14 protein-coding genes are annotated in these 19,440 nt (G+C 48.0%); all 14 read right to left on the bottom strand.

The window, feature by feature from the left end; all coding sequences use genetic code 11:
* Positions 1 to 36: 36 nt before the first annotated feature.
* The gene (locus AC58VC_RS16880; protein ID WP_497369919.1) at positions 37 to 939 is read right to left on the bottom strand and encodes a carbohydrate ABC transporter permease; all 903 of its coding nucleotides are present in this window, start codon (positions 937 to 939) and stop codon (positions 37 to 39) included.
* Positions 936 to 1,928 carry a carbohydrate ABC transporter permease gene (locus AC58VC_RS16875; RefSeq protein ID WP_497369918.1) on the bottom strand — a complete coding sequence of 331 codons (993 nt, stop codon included), beginning with the start codon at positions 1,926 to 1,928 and terminating at the stop codon, positions 936 to 938. Before AC58VC_RS16875 ends, AC58VC_RS16880 begins: the two co-directional genes overlap by 4 nt.
* Complete coding sequence (locus AC58VC_RS16870) at positions 1,918 to 4,905, bottom strand: extracellular solute-binding protein (protein ID WP_497369917.1); 2,988 nt, start codon at positions 4,903 to 4,905, stop codon at positions 1,918 to 1,920. Before AC58VC_RS16870 ends, AC58VC_RS16875 begins: the two co-directional genes overlap by 11 nt.
* A 21-nt stretch (positions 4,906 to 4,926) precedes the next feature.
* Positions 4,927 to 6,036: an ABC transporter ATP-binding protein gene (locus tag AC58VC_RS16865; protein WP_497369916.1), complete on the bottom strand. Its 1,110-nt coding sequence runs from the start codon at positions 6,034 to 6,036 to the stop codon at positions 4,927 to 4,929.
* A gap of 86 nt (positions 6,037 to 6,122) precedes the next feature.
* A complete protein-coding gene (locus AC58VC_RS16860) occupies positions 6,123 to 7,448 on the bottom strand; it encodes an LLM class flavin-dependent oxidoreductase (RefSeq protein WP_497369915.1) in 1,326 nt (441 codons plus the stop codon).
* Positions 7,449 to 7,473: 25 nt separating this feature from the next.
* Positions 7,474 to 8,799, bottom strand: coding sequence for an ABC transporter substrate-binding protein (locus AC58VC_RS16855; protein WP_497369914.1), 1,326 nt, complete (start codon positions 8,797 to 8,799; stop codon positions 7,474 to 7,476).
* A 17-nt stretch (positions 8,800 to 8,816) separates the two neighbouring features.
* Positions 8,817 to 10,169, bottom strand: a complete 1,353-nt coding sequence (locus tag AC58VC_RS16850; protein ID WP_497369913.1) for an LLM class flavin-dependent oxidoreductase — start codon at positions 10,167 to 10,169, stop codon at positions 8,817 to 8,819.
* A gap of 24 nt (positions 10,170 to 10,193) precedes the next feature.
* Positions 10,194 to 11,594 carry an LLM class flavin-dependent oxidoreductase gene (locus AC58VC_RS16845; protein WP_497369912.1) on the bottom strand — a complete coding sequence of 467 codons (1,401 nt, stop codon included), beginning with the start codon at positions 11,592 to 11,594 and terminating at the stop codon, positions 10,194 to 10,196.
* A gap of 295 nt (positions 11,595 to 11,889) precedes the next feature.
* Complete coding sequence (locus tag AC58VC_RS16840) at positions 11,890 to 13,413, bottom strand: sulfatase family protein (protein WP_497369911.1); 1,524 nt, start codon at positions 13,411 to 13,413, stop codon at positions 11,890 to 11,892.
* A gap of 28 nt (positions 13,414 to 13,441) precedes the next feature.
* Complete coding sequence (locus tag AC58VC_RS16835; protein WP_497370579.1) at positions 13,442 to 14,251, bottom strand: carbohydrate ABC transporter permease; 810 nt, start codon at positions 14,249 to 14,251, stop codon at positions 13,442 to 13,444.
* 88 nt (positions 14,252 to 14,339) lie between these two features.
* On the bottom strand, positions 14,340 to 15,323 hold the full coding sequence (locus tag AC58VC_RS16830; protein WP_497369910.1) for an ABC transporter permease: 984 nt from the start codon (positions 15,321 to 15,323) through the stop codon (positions 14,340 to 14,342).
* Between the two features lie 15 nt (positions 15,324 to 15,338).
* Positions 15,339 to 16,904 (bottom strand): type 2 periplasmic-binding domain-containing protein, encoded by a 1,566-nt coding sequence (locus AC58VC_RS16825; RefSeq protein WP_497369909.1) that lies wholly within the window; start codon positions 16,902 to 16,904, stop codon positions 15,339 to 15,341.
* A gap of 162 nt (positions 16,905 to 17,066) precedes the next feature.
* Positions 17,067 to 17,960, bottom strand: coding sequence for a helix-turn-helix domain-containing protein (locus tag AC58VC_RS16820; protein WP_497369908.1), 894 nt, complete (start codon positions 17,958 to 17,960; stop codon positions 17,067 to 17,069).
* Between the two features lie 220 nt (positions 17,961 to 18,180).
* Positions 18,181 to 19,395, bottom strand: a complete 1,215-nt coding sequence (locus AC58VC_RS16815; protein WP_497369907.1) for a M24 family metallopeptidase — start codon at positions 19,393 to 19,395, stop codon at positions 18,181 to 18,183.
* Positions 19,396 to 19,440 lie beyond the last annotated feature (45 nt).

The following is a 19,440-nucleotide window of genomic DNA, read 5'->3' as shown; positions in this document are numbered from 1 at the left end:
CTTCAAGTTTTCGCAAGATCTGCTCGGCAACCCCCATTATTTGATTCCCGAATGAGCCATGGTGGCAATAACCTTTCCCTGCAAAAAAAGGAAAATAATTAGATTCGGAACAAACATAATTAAAGCGGCTGCGGCTGCGGCACCTTGACGGGCGACAATATTCGTTTGATTGTTCGTCAAGGTGGTTAAGAAGAACGGGAAATTTTTCATCTCATCGTCCTGCATAAATAATGACGAGGTCTCCACATTTCCCCATGAGCCTTGAAAGGTCAGAATCGCAACGGTAGCCACAGCTGGCATGCACACCGGAATGACCATCCGCAGGAAAATCTGGACTTCCCCTGCCCCATCAATTCTTGCCGCTTCCAGAAGCTCGTTCGGCAGCTGGTCGATAAATTGTTTGAGCAGAAAGACACCCACCGGCATCGCGAGAATAGGTAGGATATGTCCCCAATATGTATTCATAATTCCCAGATGACTCACAACTAGATATCGAGGTATTTGCATAACCTCGGGAGCGAACATAAGCGTCAGAATAATCAGCGAGAATGTGAAGCGATGTCCCGGGAATTTATGCTTGGAGATCGGATAGGCGCACATGGCGCTGATCAAAGTAACTCCTATGACCGAAATAAAAGATATGAGAATACTGTTGAACAAATATCGGGAGAGCGGAACCGTCAAATTGGAGGCCACCACCATAAGTTCAACGAAATTTTGGAGTGTAGGCTCTCTAACGATAAAATTCGGAGGATACACGAACAGCTCATGGTATGGCTTCAGCGCATGGTTGATAATATAAACAATCGGCAGAAGCATGAATGCCGCCAGGATCGTCAACCCTATAATTAACCCGATCTGAAAGCCGTCTATCTTCTTAAGCCGGGGTCTACGTCTCCAGAAAACGGCCGGTTTCCAGGGAAGCACTATTCGTTTCATTTCTCATCCTCCTTGGAACCGAACAGACTCCAGCTTAATTTGTTGCACACATACATCAGCACGAGCAGAAAAACGGAAATTGCGGAAGCGTAACCCATCTCAAATCGGATAAACCCATAATCGTCAATATGATTGATAATCAAATGACCAGCATATTCAGGCGTCGGGTTCATTCCGGATAATTCCTCGCCAATAGCTCCTGCCTTAAAGGTGGAAACGATGGCCATTACCGCTCCGAACAGCATCTGCGGTTTCATCGACGGAATGGTGATGTGCCATATCTCCTGGAGCCTGCTGCCGATCCCGTCCAACCTTCCCGCTTCGTAAAGCTCCTTGTTTACATTTAGAATACCCGCAAGCATCGCTAGAAAGCCGACTCCCATACTTGACCACAACGTCACTACGATCATCGAATTCATTAAGTAATCTTTGTCGGTCACCCACAGTTTGGGCACATCAATAATGCCCAACTGCAGGAGAGTGCTGTTCAAATAACCTATCCGGTCGCCAGTCAGCATAGGAAGCCAGACAATGGACATGGCGATTCCTATCGTCAGGCTCGGCGTATACATGGCGAGGGCAAACCATCTGCGCAGCGCATTCGGCAGCTGGGTAATGAGCCATGCCAAAATAAAAGCGGCGATGTACCCCCCGGGGCCAACCAGCAACGCGAACTTGAACGTATTCGGCAGCGCATACTTTAGAAACAGCAAATCCTGTGAAATCAGATACTGAAAGTTTTGCCAGCCAATAAAGCGAGGAGCATGAATGGCATTAAAATAAGTAAAGCTCAATCCTATGGCGGCAAGCACCGGCACCAGAATAAATGCGATAAAGCAAAGCATGAAAGGAGCAATGAACAAATAGGAAAGGCGATACGCCCATATGTCCGAAAGCACGCTTCTGAGCCGGGTTTGCTCAGTTTTGACTATCACTTCTTTCGTAGCAGTGCGGACTGCCACATTGGTGTTGGACAGTTTACTTAACATAAGCGTCAACTCCTTCCCACGGTTTATTCACAACCGGCAAATCCAAAGTTCGAGCGGTTCGCCCGTCCTGATCCACAAATCCGAACTCCTGCTGCTTGCGTTTAAGCTCTCTATCAATATCCATCACCGCTGTTTCCAGAGAGGAACGGGAGTTCGTTCCATCCACAACCGTTCTAAGCCATGCGTTCTTGATTTCCCTCTCCAGAAAATAACCCCCGGGAAGGTTCGGAACGTCCTTATACCAGCGCCACTGCTTCAGAATGACATTGGCATCCTCCTGCTTCCACGGAAGCTTGACAAACGCTTCGGCGACGGAAGTGTTCCAACGGAACGCGACACCGTTCACCGCTTCGATATCGTTGCCGTATCTGGCCTGAACCTCGGCTGAATTCCACCATTTCAAGAACTTCCAGGCTTGATCTTTCTTCTTGGATTTCTCGAATATGACTCCCGTCCGCTGTCCGCCTCCGGCCCACCTCTCGATCGTTCCGTCCGGCTGTTTTACCCCCGGAATTTCGGCTATACCCCAACGACCGTTTAGTTCGGGGGCCGCTGCGGACAGCTGGACGTACATGTTGTAGTCTGAAACGCCGATGGGCATCGTGCCTCTTCGGAAATGCTGGTAGAAGCTCGGTACTTCCTTCTCCACCGCGTAAATGTTAAACAGATCGGTCCACTGCTTAAACGATTTGAAGCCTTGCGGCGTATTCAAAGATGTGCTCAGCCCGTTGTATTCGAAAAATTCCGCATGGTTCTGATAGAAGAACGGGGTATAATCCTTATAATTTGAATAAAAATTTAGCGAATTTTGCTGCAGCGTCGGAAGCAGTGCATACACATCATCCCATGTTTGCGGAACTTCCAGATTCAGCTGCTTCATGATGTCTTTTCTATAAAAAAGCACCTGAAACGATTGCGTTTCCGGAATCGCATAATAGCCTTTGTTATAATACAACGGCAGCCACGAACCAGGGCTGAACCTTGCATACACTTCCTGAAAATCAGGAAACTTCGACAGCTCCACTACGCTGCCCCGAATTGCATAATCAACAGGCAAATCCTGCGTCAATCCGAGCGCAATATCCGGTTGAATGCCCGCAGCATTGGACATGACAAGCAATTGGGAGGTCGGCAGCAGGTTCACCTTCACCTTAATCCCCGACTCCGGGGTGAACGCCTCGTCCGCCAGCTGCTGCAATTGGTCTACATAATCCCGACCTCTCTGTACCCATACGTTAAGGACTCGGTCATCCAATTTACTTAAATTGTCCCGCGTCTGGAAGGAATAGAAAAAATTCGTAACCGTGCCCACAATCTCTGACAACCAGGAAGCTTCCGTTTTCGGAAAAGGCTGCTCCACGGGAGCGATATATAATTCATCCAACTGCAAAGACTGCTGCAGCAGCGTTTCGATAAAATTGCTTATTTTATCGATTATTAAATTAATCTGATCAGAATAGTAGGGAATATCGTCAAGCTTTTCCAATAACTTAGTGATATCCTGTGAGGATGTACCAAGTCCCTGACTGCTGCTGTCTTTGCCGCCATTCACCTGCTGAAGCTGCTTTGATAACTCGGCCAATCGTGCTGCCACCTGAGTTAATCTTTCCTCCAGATCCGGGAGTTCCTCGCTTACCTTCCAAGTCCTGTTCCGATCCACCAAACCTCCTGTAAGCGACCGTAAGTCGTGTTCAACGGAACGCAGCTTAAGGGACACTTCATCAATACCAAGCAAAATCGGCTTAAGAGGTGCATGGGTAACCGCTAAGGACACCGTATGCTTGCCTTTTTCCAAATACAGCTCATAAGGCTTCTTATCCGGTGTCTCTACCGGAGTCCCCTTCCAATCCGAGTCATACGGAAAGCGATAGGCTAACCACTCCCGGAAAGGAACCTTTCCATCCAGCTTTATATTCCTGAAGGATGATTTCTGGGCAAACTGGTTCTGCAGCGTCCTGAGTCCAAGCTTATATTTCCCTGTCTCAGGTACCTCAAAGCTCCAGGAAATCTCCTGATTCTGATAAACCCATCTCCTGCCGCCTACCGTATTGTAAGTGATGCGGCCTTTCGCCAGCGGAACCGTGCGAGGATCCGTATCGGAAAACAGCTTGATCGAGGTATCGTTTTTATAATCCAGATCTTCAGCCTGCAAGATCAGAGCTCTGGCCTGCACGGGATTACTCTTAGGATAGCGCGAGGAGACCTCGGCATACGTACGAGTGACTTGTGGAGCGGTCAACCTGAGTTCCTCCAGAGCAACGGGTTCACCTCCGCTTAACCGGATTGTGTGCGTCCCTTTCGATAAATACCACTTTAAAGGCTCCGCATAAGCCCCTTCCGAATCAATCAGCGGGCTTGTAGCCCAATCTGAAACCTCGATTGAACGTGGACGGACTTCATCCCCGTCGTCGTTTTTCAAGATAGGACGTGAATCCTTCCATTTCCGGTACAAAGTAATGGAAGAAGCCTCGCGAAAGGGGTGTTGGCTGTCCAGCATCACATCCCAAACAATGGCGTTCCCTACGCCGTTTCCTGCAAGCGGGCAGTAAGTGGCCTGTATTTCATACAAACCTTCCGTCAGCACCTGAAACTGGTATTCCACCCAGTTGGCCCCGGTTCCCTTCCACTGCAGCACATTCGGTTTGCCCTCGAAGCTCCCCGAAGAGAACAACCCTCCTTTGGAATACGCCGACGGGGATGAGGCCTGAATGCTGATTTCCGAAGCAGTATCCTTCATTCCCCGTTGCTGCCAATCTTCCAGGATGTCTGCATAATAGGGCTCCGCATCCGTAGGACCTGTTCGCTCTCGCACAGCCGGGGCCGATTGCGGTGGAGGCTTAGCTCCTTCGGCATGGGCTTGCAGAACTGTTCCCCAACCGGTCTGAGGATCCAGGCCGAGCACCACTGTCGTCAAGAGGATCAACACGAAACGTTTTTTTATATATTTGTTGAATGGAACTAACAACACTGTTGTCACACCCTTCCCGAAGACTTGCACTTACTCAGTGAACCTGACCCCGGTGTCCGTATGGAAAAAGATAGCTTTCGTCATGTCAGGAGCGAGCCGGACTTTCTCATCCTCCTGATATTGAAAATTAGGGTTGACCCGTACAACCAGCAGCTTGCTCTGCCCGATATCGAGATGGAGAAAGCGGTCGGCTCCCATTAATTCGCTGAGCTTATAAACGCCAGTAAGGATCGCATCTGAGTACAACCCTTCCAGGTTTATATGTTCCGGACGAAGACCCAGCGTCACTGTCCGGTTGATTTGTTTGTTCTTAGCCAGCACACTGCCAATATCGTGAGGAATTTCCAATGAAAAACGCGACGTGGAGAATTCAAGCTTCCCCGGCATATTTTCCACAATGCGGCCCTGCAGGAAATTCATCTGCGGAGAGCCGATAAAACTGGCCACAAATGTATTGCTAGGAAAGCGATAAATGGCTTCAGGTGTATCCACCTGTTGAATAACCCCGTCCTTCATCACGACAATACGGTCGCCCATCGTCATCGCTTCCACCTGATCATGAGTCACATAGATGAACGTAACTCCAAGCGATTTATGAAGCTTGATGATTTCCATGCGCATTTGGACACGCAGCTTCGCATCCAGATTGGACAGCGGCTCATCCATCAGGAACACCTTCGGATTGCGCACAATGGCCCTCCCGAGCGCTACGCGTTGGCGTTGTCCCCCGGACAAATGCTTCGGTTTCCGGTCCAAATATGGCTCAATTTCCAATACTCGAGCTGCTCGTTTTACAGCCAAATCAATTTCATGTTTGGGCAACTTGCGCAGCCGCAGCCCGAATGCAATATTCTCGTACACGTTCAGATTCGGGTATAACGCATAGTTCTGAAACACCATTGCAATATCCCGATCTTTCGGGGGCAGGTTATTCACCAGCGTGTCTCCGATATAAATCTCCCCTTCGCTTACATCCTCGAGCCCTGCTATCATGCGCAGGGTGGTCGACTTGCCGCAGCCTGAGGGGCCTACAAAAACAAGAAATTCCTTGTCTTTAATATCCAGATGAAAATCCTTTACGACTGCGTGCTTATCTTTTCCATATCTTTTGTATAAATGCTTAATTACGATTCCCGCCATTCTTCAATCACACTCCTCCGCTTAATCATCCTGACTATGGAAACACTCCTTTATCGTTTGGATTTGATCAAGTATTATGCCTGCCCCTAAATCGGGTTGGCGAAAGCGGTGCGAATATTGGCAGGCCGCACCAAGCCAAGGTTCTCCCGCAGCGTCCTTCCTTCGTAAGCCGTCCGGAATAGACCACGGTTTTGCAACTCCGGAATTACTTTGTTCACAAAAATATCAAGACCGCTCGGAAGAAGCTGCGGCATAATATTAAAACCGTCCGCCGCCCCGTTTGTGAACCAATTCTCGATGGCGTCGGCCGCTTGAATTGGCGTTCCCGTAAAGGTAAAGTGGCCTCGCGCCCCAGCAAGCCGATTAACCAACTGCCTAATGGTCAACTGTTCATTCCGGGCCAGTTCCACGATTAGCTCATGACGGCTCTTGTGCCCGTTAACTTCCTCCGTTTCCAAGGCGGCATGCAGCGGTACCGGGCCATCGATCGGATACTGCGTCAAGTCCACTCCGAATCGTACGGAAAGCCGTTTAACAGCCTCTTCCGTCGCCGTTAACCCATTCAGCTCTTCATCAATTTCGTGGGCTTCGGCTTCTGTATCCGCTAAGATCGGGCTAAAGCCCGGCAATATTTTCAACTGATCCGACTTACGGCCGTACTTCGCCAATCGCGACTTCACATCGGCGTAGAAGGATGCCGCTCCTTCAATGGTTTGATGGGCGGTGAATATGACTTCCGCCGTCTTGGCGGCCAGTTCCTTGCCGCTCTCCGAAGATCCAGCCTGCACCAGGACCGGGTAGCCTTGCGGCGGCCGGGGAATGTTCAATGGACCTTTGACGGAATAGTAGCTCCCTTTGAAGTTTATTTCATGCACCTTGCCGTTATCGAATTGGATGCCTGCGTCCTTGTCGAATACAAGTGCATCGTCCTCCCAACTGTCCCATAACCGTTTCGTAATTTCGACGAATTCTTCAGCGTCATGATAACGCTCCGAATGCTCCGGATGCTCCTCCCTGCTGAAATTAAACGCCGCCGACTGGGCCCCGGTCACGATATTCCAGCCTGCCCGACCTCCGCTAATATGATCCAGCGACGCAAACTTGCGGGCCACATGGAAGGGTTCGTTGTAGGTAGTGCCCACCGTCGCGATTAATCCGATATGCTCGGTTACCATCGCCAAGGCCGCCAATTGTGTGAACGGCTCCAGTTTATTCGACCTTCCCGCATAGCCGTCGGCCAAAAATATGGAATCCATCAGCCCGCGCTCAGCCGTCTGTGCCAGCTGCTGCGAGTAACGGATATCCAGACCAAGCTCCGGCTTCGCATCGGGATACCGCCAAGACGCCTCGTGATGACCGGTACCGTATAAAAATGCATTTAAATGAAGAAGTTTTTTTTCCTTAGCACTCATTTCTCATACACCTCATCCGCTTCCATTATTGGTTCTTTCTCAACCGCTCGACTTCTTTATCAATTGCTTCGGATGCTTTGCGGATAGCCGTATTCACGTCCATGCCGTTAGCCAGGTCCACGTTAGCTTGCGTGACGAATTTGGTCACGTCTCCTTCAAACTCATGAATGGTATGATCCTGCAGCGGCTCCCCGGCGAAAATATTCTGAATCTTTTTCCCTTTCAGCACGCCTACTTCCGCTCCATACTCTTTCTCCAAATCCTTATTGATAATCGCTGGAACTCTGCCGTTGCGGGCAATGTTCCGCTGGGATTCATCCGATAACAAATAGCTCATTACTTGAAACGCTTCATCTTTATGCTTGCTTTGCTTCGTCAGTATGACCGAATGGACTTGGGCTTCTCTCGTTTTGCCTAGCTTGTCTTCAAAGTTCGGCACAGGCGCAATATCCCAATTCGATTCGATTCCCTGCTCCCGAAGCTCTTCCAATGGTCCTACCATGTTGGCCAACCACGCGGGCCTCATCGCCATGGTACGATCCTTCATAAATACGTCGCGGCCCCACAAATATTTGGTTTTGTCCTTTGGCAAAAAGTCGGGGATATCGAAGGTCTCTTTAGTTGCATTAAAGACACGCAGCCACTCCGGACTCGTTAACAAGGATTTGCCGGTTTTGGAATCAATAATTGGCAGTGCCAGGCTTTTGGAGAAGCCGGTCAATCCTTCGACATCCAGACCAATGTAGTTTACGCCGTTCTCTACCCGCGTCAGCTTCCGCGCCAATTCGAATGTTTGCTCCCAAGTCATTTGCTCATCCGAGGGATACGCTATCCCGAATTTATCGAACACATCCTTGTTGTAATAAAGAATGTGCTGATTGGAGTTGTACGGAAGCGCGTAGATTTCGCCGTTATCGGAAGCCGCTTTGACATATCCCATTAAATACGGTTTAATTCGACTTTCATCAAAATTGTATTTTTTGATCCACGGCCGCAGATCCTCAATAGCCTGCACCTTTTTCAGCGGGTTGTAGTTGCTGGCAAACACAATGTCAGGGATGGTGCCCGATGAAAATAATTCCTGCAATGTCGTTGTTGCCGGAGGCTCGATCCGCTCGATTTTAATATTGGGAAATTTCTTTTGGACGGGTATTTGAATCTGGTTTTTAAACTCGGTGTTCGTGAACGTTGAACCATTGGACATAAACTTTAAGGTAACCGTCTCGGTACTCGGCGCTGCCGGGACAGCAGTTCCAGCGGCATCAGCAGGTGCAGACTGCTGGCTGGAGCATGCCGCCAAGAGCAGGCATCCCGCTAACAAAACAGTGAATGAAACGGATATGGATTTCATCGGAAGTACTCCTTCTCTTATATAAATACTGGATTTTCAATCCTTTGCCCATTAGCTGCCCAAACCTGGTTATGGCTGTTACTGGGTCTGGCGAGACCCAAGTTTTCGCGGAGCGTCGTCCCTTCATAGGCGGTTCGGAAAATTCCGCGATTTTGCAGCTCCGGAATGACCTTGTCGACAAACGCTTCCAAGCCTGCGGGAAAAATAGGAGGCAGCAGATTAAATCCATCCGCTCCGCCTTCATGGAACCATTTCTCGATAAAATCCGCTACCTGCAAAACAGAACCCGTATACGTAATATGTCCATGGCCACCTGCGCTGCGGCTCACAAATTGCTTAATCGTAAACTTTTCCCTAATTGCGGCATCTATGATGACGTCGCGCCGAGAGGTAATTCCGGTCCTGAACAGCTCTGCGGGCTTCAGCTTGTCGATTGGCACGGGAGCATCCAGCGGATACTCGGACAAGTCCACTGTAAAGAATCGGGACAGATTATCCAGCGAGTGCTTATCCAGCAGTTGGAACAGCTCCTCTTCGAGGTCTCTGGCTTCCGCTTCCGTATCACCGATAATCGGGCACAATCCGGGCAATACGAGCAGTTGGTCCGGCGTTCTTCCGAATTTGGCCATTCTGCTTTTCAAATCCACATAAAACTCCTGCGCTGCACCAAGCGTTTGCTGAGCGGTAAAAACAGCATCGGCCGTTCTCGCCGCAAGCTCCTTGCCTCCTTCAGAGGATCCCGCTTGCACGAGTACCGGGTAGCCTTGTGGCGGGCGCGGAATGTTGAGTGGGCCTTTGACCTTGTAATATTCGCCTTGAAAGTCAATATGGTAAACTTTGTTCGTATCAAGACGCTTGTCGGTCACTTTATCGTAAACGAGCGCATCCTCTTCCCAGCTGTCCCACAGCTGCTTAACAACATCGACAAATTCCTCGCCAACCTTATACCGTTGCTCCACCTCCGGATGCTCCTCACGCCCGAAATTGTGGGCTGCGGATTGAGCGCCCGTGACGATATTCCATGCCGCACGCCCTTTGCTGATATGATCCAACGAAGCAAACTGCCGAGCAACATGATAAGGATCGTTGTAGGTAGTTCCTACCGTAGCGATAAAGCCGATATGCTTCGTCAGTGCCGCAATGGCGGAAAATAAAGTAATTGGCTCAAATCGACGGGATAATCCTGCATAGCCATCCGCCACAAACAACGAATCCAACAATCCACGTTCAGCAATGCGCGCTTGATTAACAAAATGCCCCAAATCCAATCCTCGATCAGGGAAAACTGAAGGGTGTTTGGAGGAAGCGGCATGATGTCCGGTTTCGCGAATAAATACATTAAAATGGGCTTTTCGGTTAGCTTTAGTCATTTCATCCACCCTTATCTTTTACATTTAGTTTGCCGACTCGGCTGCGCTTACCTGGACAGCCTGGTATTTAGCTGTCCATATTTTCCGATTGTGATTCTCGGGACGGGCAAGCCCTAAGTTTTCCCTCAACGTAGCACCTTCGTATGCTGTCCTGAAAATTCCGCGATTTTGCAGTTCAGGAATTACCTTATTTACGAATATCTCCAAACTGTGCGGCACCACCTGCGGCAGCAAATTGAATCCGTCAGCTCCCCACTCCCGCAACCATGTTTCAATGAAATCCGCTACCTGTATGTAGGAACCTCTGTACGTTACATGCCCATGTCCCCCGGCGCTCCGGTTCAAAAATTGCCGGATCGTCATATTTTCTCTGCGCACGGCGTCGAGAACGACCTCCCGCCTGCTGGTAATGCCCCCAAGATTCTTGTCATCCGGCTTCACCTTATCCAGCGGAACCAGGTCATCCAGGGAGTACTCCGACAAATCGACGGAGAAAAACCGCGAAGCCTGTTTTAACGAGCTCTCAAGATTCAACAAGGAGAACAGTTCATCTTCCAAATCTTTGGCTTCGGCTTCCGTTTCACCGACAATCGCGCCAAGTCCAGGCATAATGACCAAATCATTCGGATTTCTTCCATATTTCGCTAATCTTGATTTCACATCGGTATAAAACTCCTGTGCTGCACCCAGCGTCTGCTGTGCCGTAAAGATGACTTCTGCGTGCTTGGCCGCCAGCTCCTTGCCGTCTTCCGAAGAGCCAGCCTGTACAAGAACAGGGTAACCTTGCGGGGGACGAGGTATGTTTAATGGCCCTTTCACATTAAAATAGCTACCTTTAAAATCAATCTCATGAATATGGGTATGATTGATTTTTAAATGCCTTTCATCGATGCTTTCTGCGCCTTCTTCATCCCAGCTATCCCACAGCTGCTTCGTTACTTCAACGAATTCATCGCCGATTTCATAGCGTTTGCTAGGCTCCGGATAGCCACCCCATCTCGTAATATTGTCCCCGTCCTCAGGTGAATGCCCTGTTACAATGTTCCATCCCGCCCGGCCTTTACTTAAATAGTCCAGAGAAGCAAATTTCCTAGCTACATGAAACGGATCATTATAGGTGGTGCTTACCGTTCCGATTAATCCGATATTTGTCGTTACAGCAGCAAGCGCCGATAGCAGGGTGAAAGGCTCAAGCCTTCTTCCAGTCCCCGAATAATTATCTGCGGTAAATAATGAATCGAATAGTCCCTTTTCAGCCAATTGCGCAAGCTCCACATACTTATCAATGTCCAAATCCCGCTGAGGCTCCGCTTCCGGATGCTTCCATCCTCCGGCATGATGGCCTGATATGCGTACGAATACATTAAGGTGAATCTTCCTCTCTTTTTCGCTCACGGTTCCCACACTCCAATCAATAATTTTCATTTATCTAACCGTTTCACCATCTCCATACCGTTTCGGGCAATAAAAAAACCAGAAACTGATGAAGTCAGTTTCCGGTGGTCCGGTTTCCTAAACTTACATATTTATTTTCTGTTGCCTTCCGGTACTTTAAAATAAAATCGGTTCTCGGTATCCCCTGCAAACAAAAATGGAGACAAAAATCTCAAGAAATATATTCTCAAGAAATTGTCTCCAGCAGACTGGTCGATTAATATTTAAATTCCATTTATACCCATCATTATACTCGGTATAATCTATAATTCAATACTTTTTTTATTTACTCATCTTGCCCCAATGCCTGAATACCCTGGTTGTCATAAAAGAAAGGCCCGCGTGTCCAAGTACACATTAAATGCATCAGAAGTTCAGTGACCATTCGTTCTCGAGTCATGGCCCAGCGTTCATCTTGGTATACATTGTCCCACTCGTTGGGATCTTCCTTCAAGTGATACAATTCCCCTTTTATCTCACCCATCCTCGTCACTGCATCCTGCAAGGTACCAGGCAGGTACAGGATTAACTTCCAATCCTGCTTGCGCCACATAAAGGCCGGAGCTGCAAATAAACCGCTCTCTACCTTGCGATGAAACTCGCAGAAAGCTCCAACTCGTTGCTTATCGCCGAGCAGATTAAGACCAGGAAGTAGCGGATTGCTCTTCGCTCCAGCTGCCTTCGTAAGCGTCGGAACAAGATCGATGAGTTCTGCAGAACGTTCGTCCACCGTCCCCCGCTTCTCATTCGGCACCCAACTGCCAGATAGAATCATCGGTACCCGTACGCTGCTCTCGTACAGGCAGTATTTACTGAAGCGAAATTGTCGTTCTCCCAGCATTTCCCCATGATCGGAAACGAAAACAATCAGGGCATTGTCCAGTATACCTTTAGCCTGAAGTCCCTCCAGCACCTGTCCGAAATAGTGGTCCAGCCAAGAGCAATTTGCCCAGTAACGCAGCGTGGTTCTTCTTCGTTCCATCGCGCTCATGTCTTCCCATACTTTTCTTCTATCCCAATACACGCTGTCGCTTTTTCTTCCTGGATCCTGCGGCTCTGACAGGTGTGTATGTTGCTCCATTTCCCAAGGAGGTTGTTCAATGTCAGGAATATCTTCCAGTCGGTACCAATCCTCGAATTCTTTCGGCACATTGAAGCCCGCATGCGGTTTAAGGAAGGAGAGATATAAGAATAGAGGCCTCGAGGGATCGATCCCGTTGTCGATAAAGCTCTTGCACTGCTCTGCGACCCAACCATCCCGATGCTGGTGCATCGGCACTTGGCTGGTGCAGCCGATGTAGCCTAGCGCGTTCTCTTCCCCGCTTCCATAGGGGCGGGTTTCCTCAGAATAAGCTTGGAGCCCTTCGGGATCATGGTCTCCCATCATCGTAGCATTCTCTTCATAATGACCGCTATCCCGCGACAAGCCTACCGCCCGCACTTCAAAGCCGCGAGTCGACGGATTGGCGTTGCGCAAACCATGGTTCCAATGAGTTTTTCCGAAGCCAGCTGTCTGATAGCCTTCCCGGCGAAGCAGCTCCGGCAAGGGCTGCACCGACAGCTTATCCTCGTCGTATAGCCCACCGTGATTCGTCCGTACGCCAAGCTGTGAGGGATACAAGCCGAACATCATGGAGCTGCGGCTGGGTACACACATAGGTGCTTGGCAAACCGCTTGGCTGAACACAATTCCTTCATCTGCCAATCTGTCCAGCGTTGGTGTCTTGATATGCTCATTGAATTTTCCGATACAATCCCAACGCTGTTGGTCTGTCATCAGAAAGATGATATTAGGTCTATTGTGTGACATTACATTTTCCTCCAATTACATAACTCACTCAACCTTTTATTGAACCAATCATAGCTCCCTTGGCAAAATGCTTTTGCAAGAAAGGGTACACAATAAGAATCGGTACTGTTGCTACGATAACTGCAGCCATTTTCAACATTTCCGACGGCGGCGGCTGAGTGGAAACATCAAAGACTTCAAGATCGGTATTGCTTGCACTGATCAGCATGTTCTGAAGCAGAACTTGAATGGGCCACTTGCTGGAGTCGTTCAAATAAATTAGAGCCGAAAAAAATTGGTTCCAGTAACCCACTGCATAAAACAAGCCAAAAGCAGCCAAAGCCGGCATAGAAAGCGGCAAAATAATTGTAAACCAAGTTCGCAGCTCGTTGCTGCCGTCTATCGATGCAGACTCATCCAGTTCAGCCGGTATGTTTTCGAAGAATGCCTTCATGAGCAGCACGCTCCAACCATTAGCCAGCGCCGGAATAATCAACGACCAAATGCTATTAATAAGTCCTACTTGGCGAACCAACATATACGCCGGTATAATGCCTGGACTGAAGAGGATCGTAATTAGAACAAGCAACAACACTTTCCTTCTCCCACGCATTCTTTGGCGAGACAGGGCATAGGCGAGCATTGAGGTTACGACGAGCGATAAAGCAGTGCCGACAACAGCTAAAAAAGCGCTATTACTGACCGATCGTACAAAAGCTTTTGCCGACAATAAATAATGGTAAGAGTCAAAACTCCAATGGTTGGGAAAAAGCATCCAGCGCCTCTGGAGAAATTCAGAAGGATCCGATAAAGAAACGATCAGTACGTAATAGAATGGGAAGCATGTGATCAACGCCATCCCTCCAAGTGCAATGACATTAAAACCTTGAAACAGCTTGTCGCCAAAACCAGCTTCGATTTTTCTCACAGAACGAAAATCCCCTTTCCTAATAAATCCCACCCTGCCCCAGCCTCTTGGCTATATGATTGGAAATCAGTACGAGAATGAGTCCTATCAACGATTTAAATAACCCTACCGCCGTGCTGTAACTGAATTGCCCCCGCTGTATTCCGGTTCGATATACGTAAGTATCAAATACTTCCGCAACCTGCGAAACCGCACCGTTGTACATTAGGAAAATCTGTTCAAAACCTACATCCATAATGTCGCCAAGCCGGAGAATCAAGAGAATGACAATAACACCTCGCAATGCAGGGAGTGTTACATGCCACATCTGTCTAAGCCTGCCTGCCCCGTCCATACGTGCTGCCTCGTAAATTTGGGGATCAATACCGGCTATCGCAGCCAGAAAAACAATCGTCCCCCATCCTGCTTCTTTCCACATCGACTGCAAGGTCACCATCACCCAGAAGATATCCGGATTGGTCAGGAAATCAATTCGCTCCCGCCCCATTGCCTCCAGGATATGATTAATGAGGCCTTCCCCTTTGGCAAAGAGTGTAAAGGTCAAGCTGGCGATAATAACCCAGGACAAGAAGTGAGGTAAGTACAGCACGGTTTGTACAAGCCGCTTATATACCATGCTTTGCAGTTCGTTCAACAAGATCGCTATGATAATAGGAAGTGGGAAAAAGAACACAAGATTAAGTAAATTAATAGCCAAAGTATTCCGAAGCAAAATACCAATATCTGGTGTATCAAAAAAGGTGCGAAAATGCTCTAAACCTACCCAAGCGCTTCCTGTTATACCCGAAAATGGCGAATAGTCCTGGAAGGCGATGATGACTCCCCACATTGGAACGTATTTAAAGAAGAGGAAGAACATAACACCGGGTAGAGCCAGCAAATAAAGATAAGGATTACGGCGAATATCACGGAATAGATTCTGGAAGTAGGATCGCTTGTTAGAATTATCGGAACTAGCCCGCTGTGCGGGCTGTGTCTCGCATAAAAGCTCCGCTTTCTCCATGGTCGGGTAGCCCTCCTATTTTCCTCTTCGTTTTTGATATGCATTTGATATTTCTTCTGTCGCTTTAATAAACTGCGGATCGCTTTCCGTCTTTTTAACAAGAGCGTCCCATGAGGATAAAGGTTCCTGGCCAATAATAATTTTGGCTTTGAGGTCAGAAATTCGTTTCTCTAAATCAGGGAGCAGCTTCTCGGCCGTTGGTGAATACAGTCCCACTCCAATATCCGGCACACTCACTTTGACACGTTCCGCATCCACTTTAACTCTCAGTTCTTCCAAGTCCTTTAATTCCTGATTAGCAGGAGGAGGGTTTAATGCGGGATCGATTGAATTCACGATTTGATTGAAATCCGAAGCATTGTCCGCCTGGAGCTTCTCTGGGATCGTAACCTTAATCCCATCTTTCACATTATAATGAACTCCCTCTATACCAAAGCGTTGGACAGATGACACCTCCGTCGTTAACCAGGTATCGACAAGCTTCAGGATTCTCTTCAGTTTTTCCTCAGGCACTGTCTTCGGAATAGCGAGGATACCATTGAAACCAGTTCCCTTAGGAACATAGCCGTTAATTGAAGCTAGAGGGTAAAAGTCGGCTTCTTTATACGTAGGCACTATTTTTTTGAGGTCTGGTGCAAATATTTTAGGACCCGTGCCCGTCTTGTCGATTACAGCGCCGGCTCTGTTCCCCTTGTAGAGGTCCCGTATTTGCGTAATCTTTAGGGACAACTGATCTTCCGGCAACAGCTTTTCTTTATACAACTTTGTTAAATATTCAATGGAGTTCCTCGTTTCCGGCAGAAACGGTGCATATTTCAATTTGCCATTGGCCTCTTTCCAGGATCCGGTTACTCCTGTGAAGATTCCTTGAAACGTCCCCGTTAGGGTTTCAATATCCGTGGAAAGCCCGAACGTATCCTTCTTACCGTTTCCATCCGGATCTTTATCAGCAAAAGCTTTCAACACCTGATATAGCTCCTCCGTAGTTGCAGGCGGCTGAAGTCCTAGCTTATCTAGCCAATCCTTGCGTAAAATGAGGAATGAGACATCGTTGGCGTCACGTCCTCTGGGAATGCCATAAATTTTCCCGTCCTCCAACTTGGTCAGTTCCCAAGCCACATCAGGAATTCCTTTCGCCAAATTCGGATAATCCTTCAGATAAGGCGTAAGATCCCAGATAGCCCCTTGTCTTGCCAGGGTTCTAAAGGATTGATTAAATGGATCGCTAATGAAGGTCAGATCGGCTATTTGGCCTGAAGCTAGCGTAATGTTCAATTTATCATTATAAACATTGTTAGATATCCATTGGATACTCAGCTTGGCATTGGTTAGCTTTTCAATTTCACGCTTTAATATGTTGTCGTCTGCTGCCGGAGGAGTACTTGGCGTAATGGTCATAATACTGACCTGGACAGGATCCGACTGTGCAGAGCCACTTGCATCACTCGTTGGCTGATCTTTCCCTTTTGTTGACACTGGGGCTCCGCAAGCCGTTAATGTCAATAAAGCCGTATTTAGTACCAGTAGAGCAAGTGTTGGAACAATCCTCTTCTTCAGTGGTTTCTGCAAGTTAAACTGCATGTTATCCATCTCCCATCATAAAACATAGTATTCTACTAGGTTTTATCGTCTTTGTTCTTATCTTAACTTAAAAGTCGGCATTAATTTTGTTCAATCAGGACAAATATCTTGCTAATCGAGACGAAAAGAAAGGAAGGACTATGTCCTTCCTGGTTTCGCAAATTAGGCATCTTTACGTGCTTTCTTACGGTATCCGCTTGGCGTATTACCTGCAATTCTAGCGAATAATCGGTTAAAGTGAGAGGGATCGCTGAAGCCTACAAATGACGAGATGGAGTCAATGCTCCTGTTTGTGTCGGTTAGCATTTGCTTGGCGCGTTCGATACGGATCAACTGGAGGGTTTCGATAATGCTTTTGCCTGTTTGCTGACGGAAGATGCGGTTCAAATGTCTTGGGCTTATCGTAAACTTGTTGGCCAACATTTCCGTTGTAATTTTTTGTTCAAAGTTATTTTCGAGGTATGTATTCACATTGCGGGCCAGAATCTCATGTCCGATAATTAGGGGTTTGGTAATGTCTAGTGAAGGGGTCTGACGATTTACAATTCTCGACAGACGAATCATCAGATGGATTAACAATTGTTCGACAATAAGATTCGCACCGGTCTCATTTCTTAGTAATTCCCGAATAATTGTCTCTAATTGCGAAAGCACCTCTGTAGAATCACTTGAAGATAACGACAACTTTCTCGGGAAACGCTCATTTGCCTTATAGAAAGGAATAATAAATGGTAGTTCCAATAGGGAATCCTTGTGTAGCGGCAGCAAAGAAGTGATTGATTCTCGCCGAAACAGGCAATTGACGATTTCCAAACTGTAATCTTTGACATCCGGGAAGTCATGGATTTCACCTTGCATAATCATAAAGACGTCCCCGGTCCGCATGTCATAGTCGATTCCATTGATTCTATGTCTTCCCTCGCCTTGTACAACATAAACCATTTCAATAAAGTCATGCCCATGTTCCTCAAATAGATTATGCTGCCCATGTGAAGAACGCTGTGCCCAAACCTGATTTTTATACCTCTCGTATTCATGAAAAAGTTTAATCTGCAATCGTACTATACCTCCCTCCACTCGCAATGATGATGGATGAAAAAAAGCATGGATTCAGCATCCATGCTTTCGATTTTCCGGTCAGTGTCATAATCTCGTTTATTCCAATTGGTTTACTATGTATTGATATACTAGCATGGTCATTCAAAATCTGTCAATGCAAAGTGCTGCACAAAGTGTCCAGCAACGAGTCCATATGTGCTTCGAATCAGCAATAGTCCTACAGCGAAACGAGCTCTCGGGAAAGCTGATTTATGCGCTCACAACCATTCGTTGTGACCAGCACCATATCCTCGATCATCATCGCACCAATGCCATAACCATAATAAGGCGTTTCGAGGCAGATAACCATTCCAGGCTGGAACAATGTCCTTTCTAACGGGCCTAGGAAAGGGGGCTCCTCGGCTGCGAGGCTTAAACCTGCGCTATGTCCAAGGTGCCCACGATTGTAATGGGGTAGCCCTGAGCGCCGGATCACTCCCATCGCATCCTCGAAAGCCGCCTGCATCGAGATGCCTGGTGCCACGATTTCCAAAAGGCGGTCGTGGCCAGCCTTCAATGCTCTGTAGATACGGGTAATCGTTTCGGAGGGATTGCCGAGAACGAATGTCCGCGCAATGTCGGACCCGTAGCCGTTCACATCCACGCCAACATCAAATTTGATAACATCCCCTGTTCTCGCGGGGGTGGTTTCAAAGCGGTGAGCAGGCGCAAATGAAGCACCCACGGAAATCATATGGAAACGTGCGGCTAAGCCCTTCACATCTTTCATCAAAGACAGTTGAAACTCATGCACGATGTCCTTCGCTGTGCTGCCTAGCCGAATGCTTTGAACCGCATCCGTTATGCCTGCTTCCGCAAACGCGCATGCTGCTCGAAGTTGCTCGATCTCCCACGTTGTTTTGATCGTGCGCAGTGCCGTGAACAGCCCCTGAGCTTCCACTAGCTCCGCTTCTGGTGCCGCCTGATGCAGTGATTCCACAGATGAATGTCGCATATTGTTCAGTTCGGCAGCAATTCTGCCAGCCTCGCAGCCATACTCTGCTAGCGTGCTCTGGAGCAGACCGAACATTTCCTGCGCCTGATGACCTGTTGGTCGTTTTCCTTCATACTTGCCCCCCCTCAAACCGAGCGGATCATCGACATCTACCCAAGTCGGATAAGTTCGCAGCTCACAATTCGGCAAATCGCTGGATACACCAGCCGCTTCGAAGTCATTCATGATAATGATTGTCTTGGAACTAGGGTCGCGGAATAGGACAGCTAAAGCGACTTCGCTCATCCGCAATGTATACATAAACGTGCTTTCATGCCCGCAAAGATAATAGAAATTTTCATAAGACGAAGCCACAAGCGCATCCAAGTTCATTTTTTCCATCAGTACTCGTGCTCTTGCCGCAATTGTGTTTAAATGATGCTCATCGGGATGGGACACAGGTATTTTTCTCCTCTCCTTTGTCTTCTTATTGATTCCTGTACG

The sequence above is a fragment of the Paenibacillus sp. J22R67 genome (genome assembly GCF_059692175.1).
This window is presented reverse-complemented; position numbering and strand designations above follow the sequence as displayed.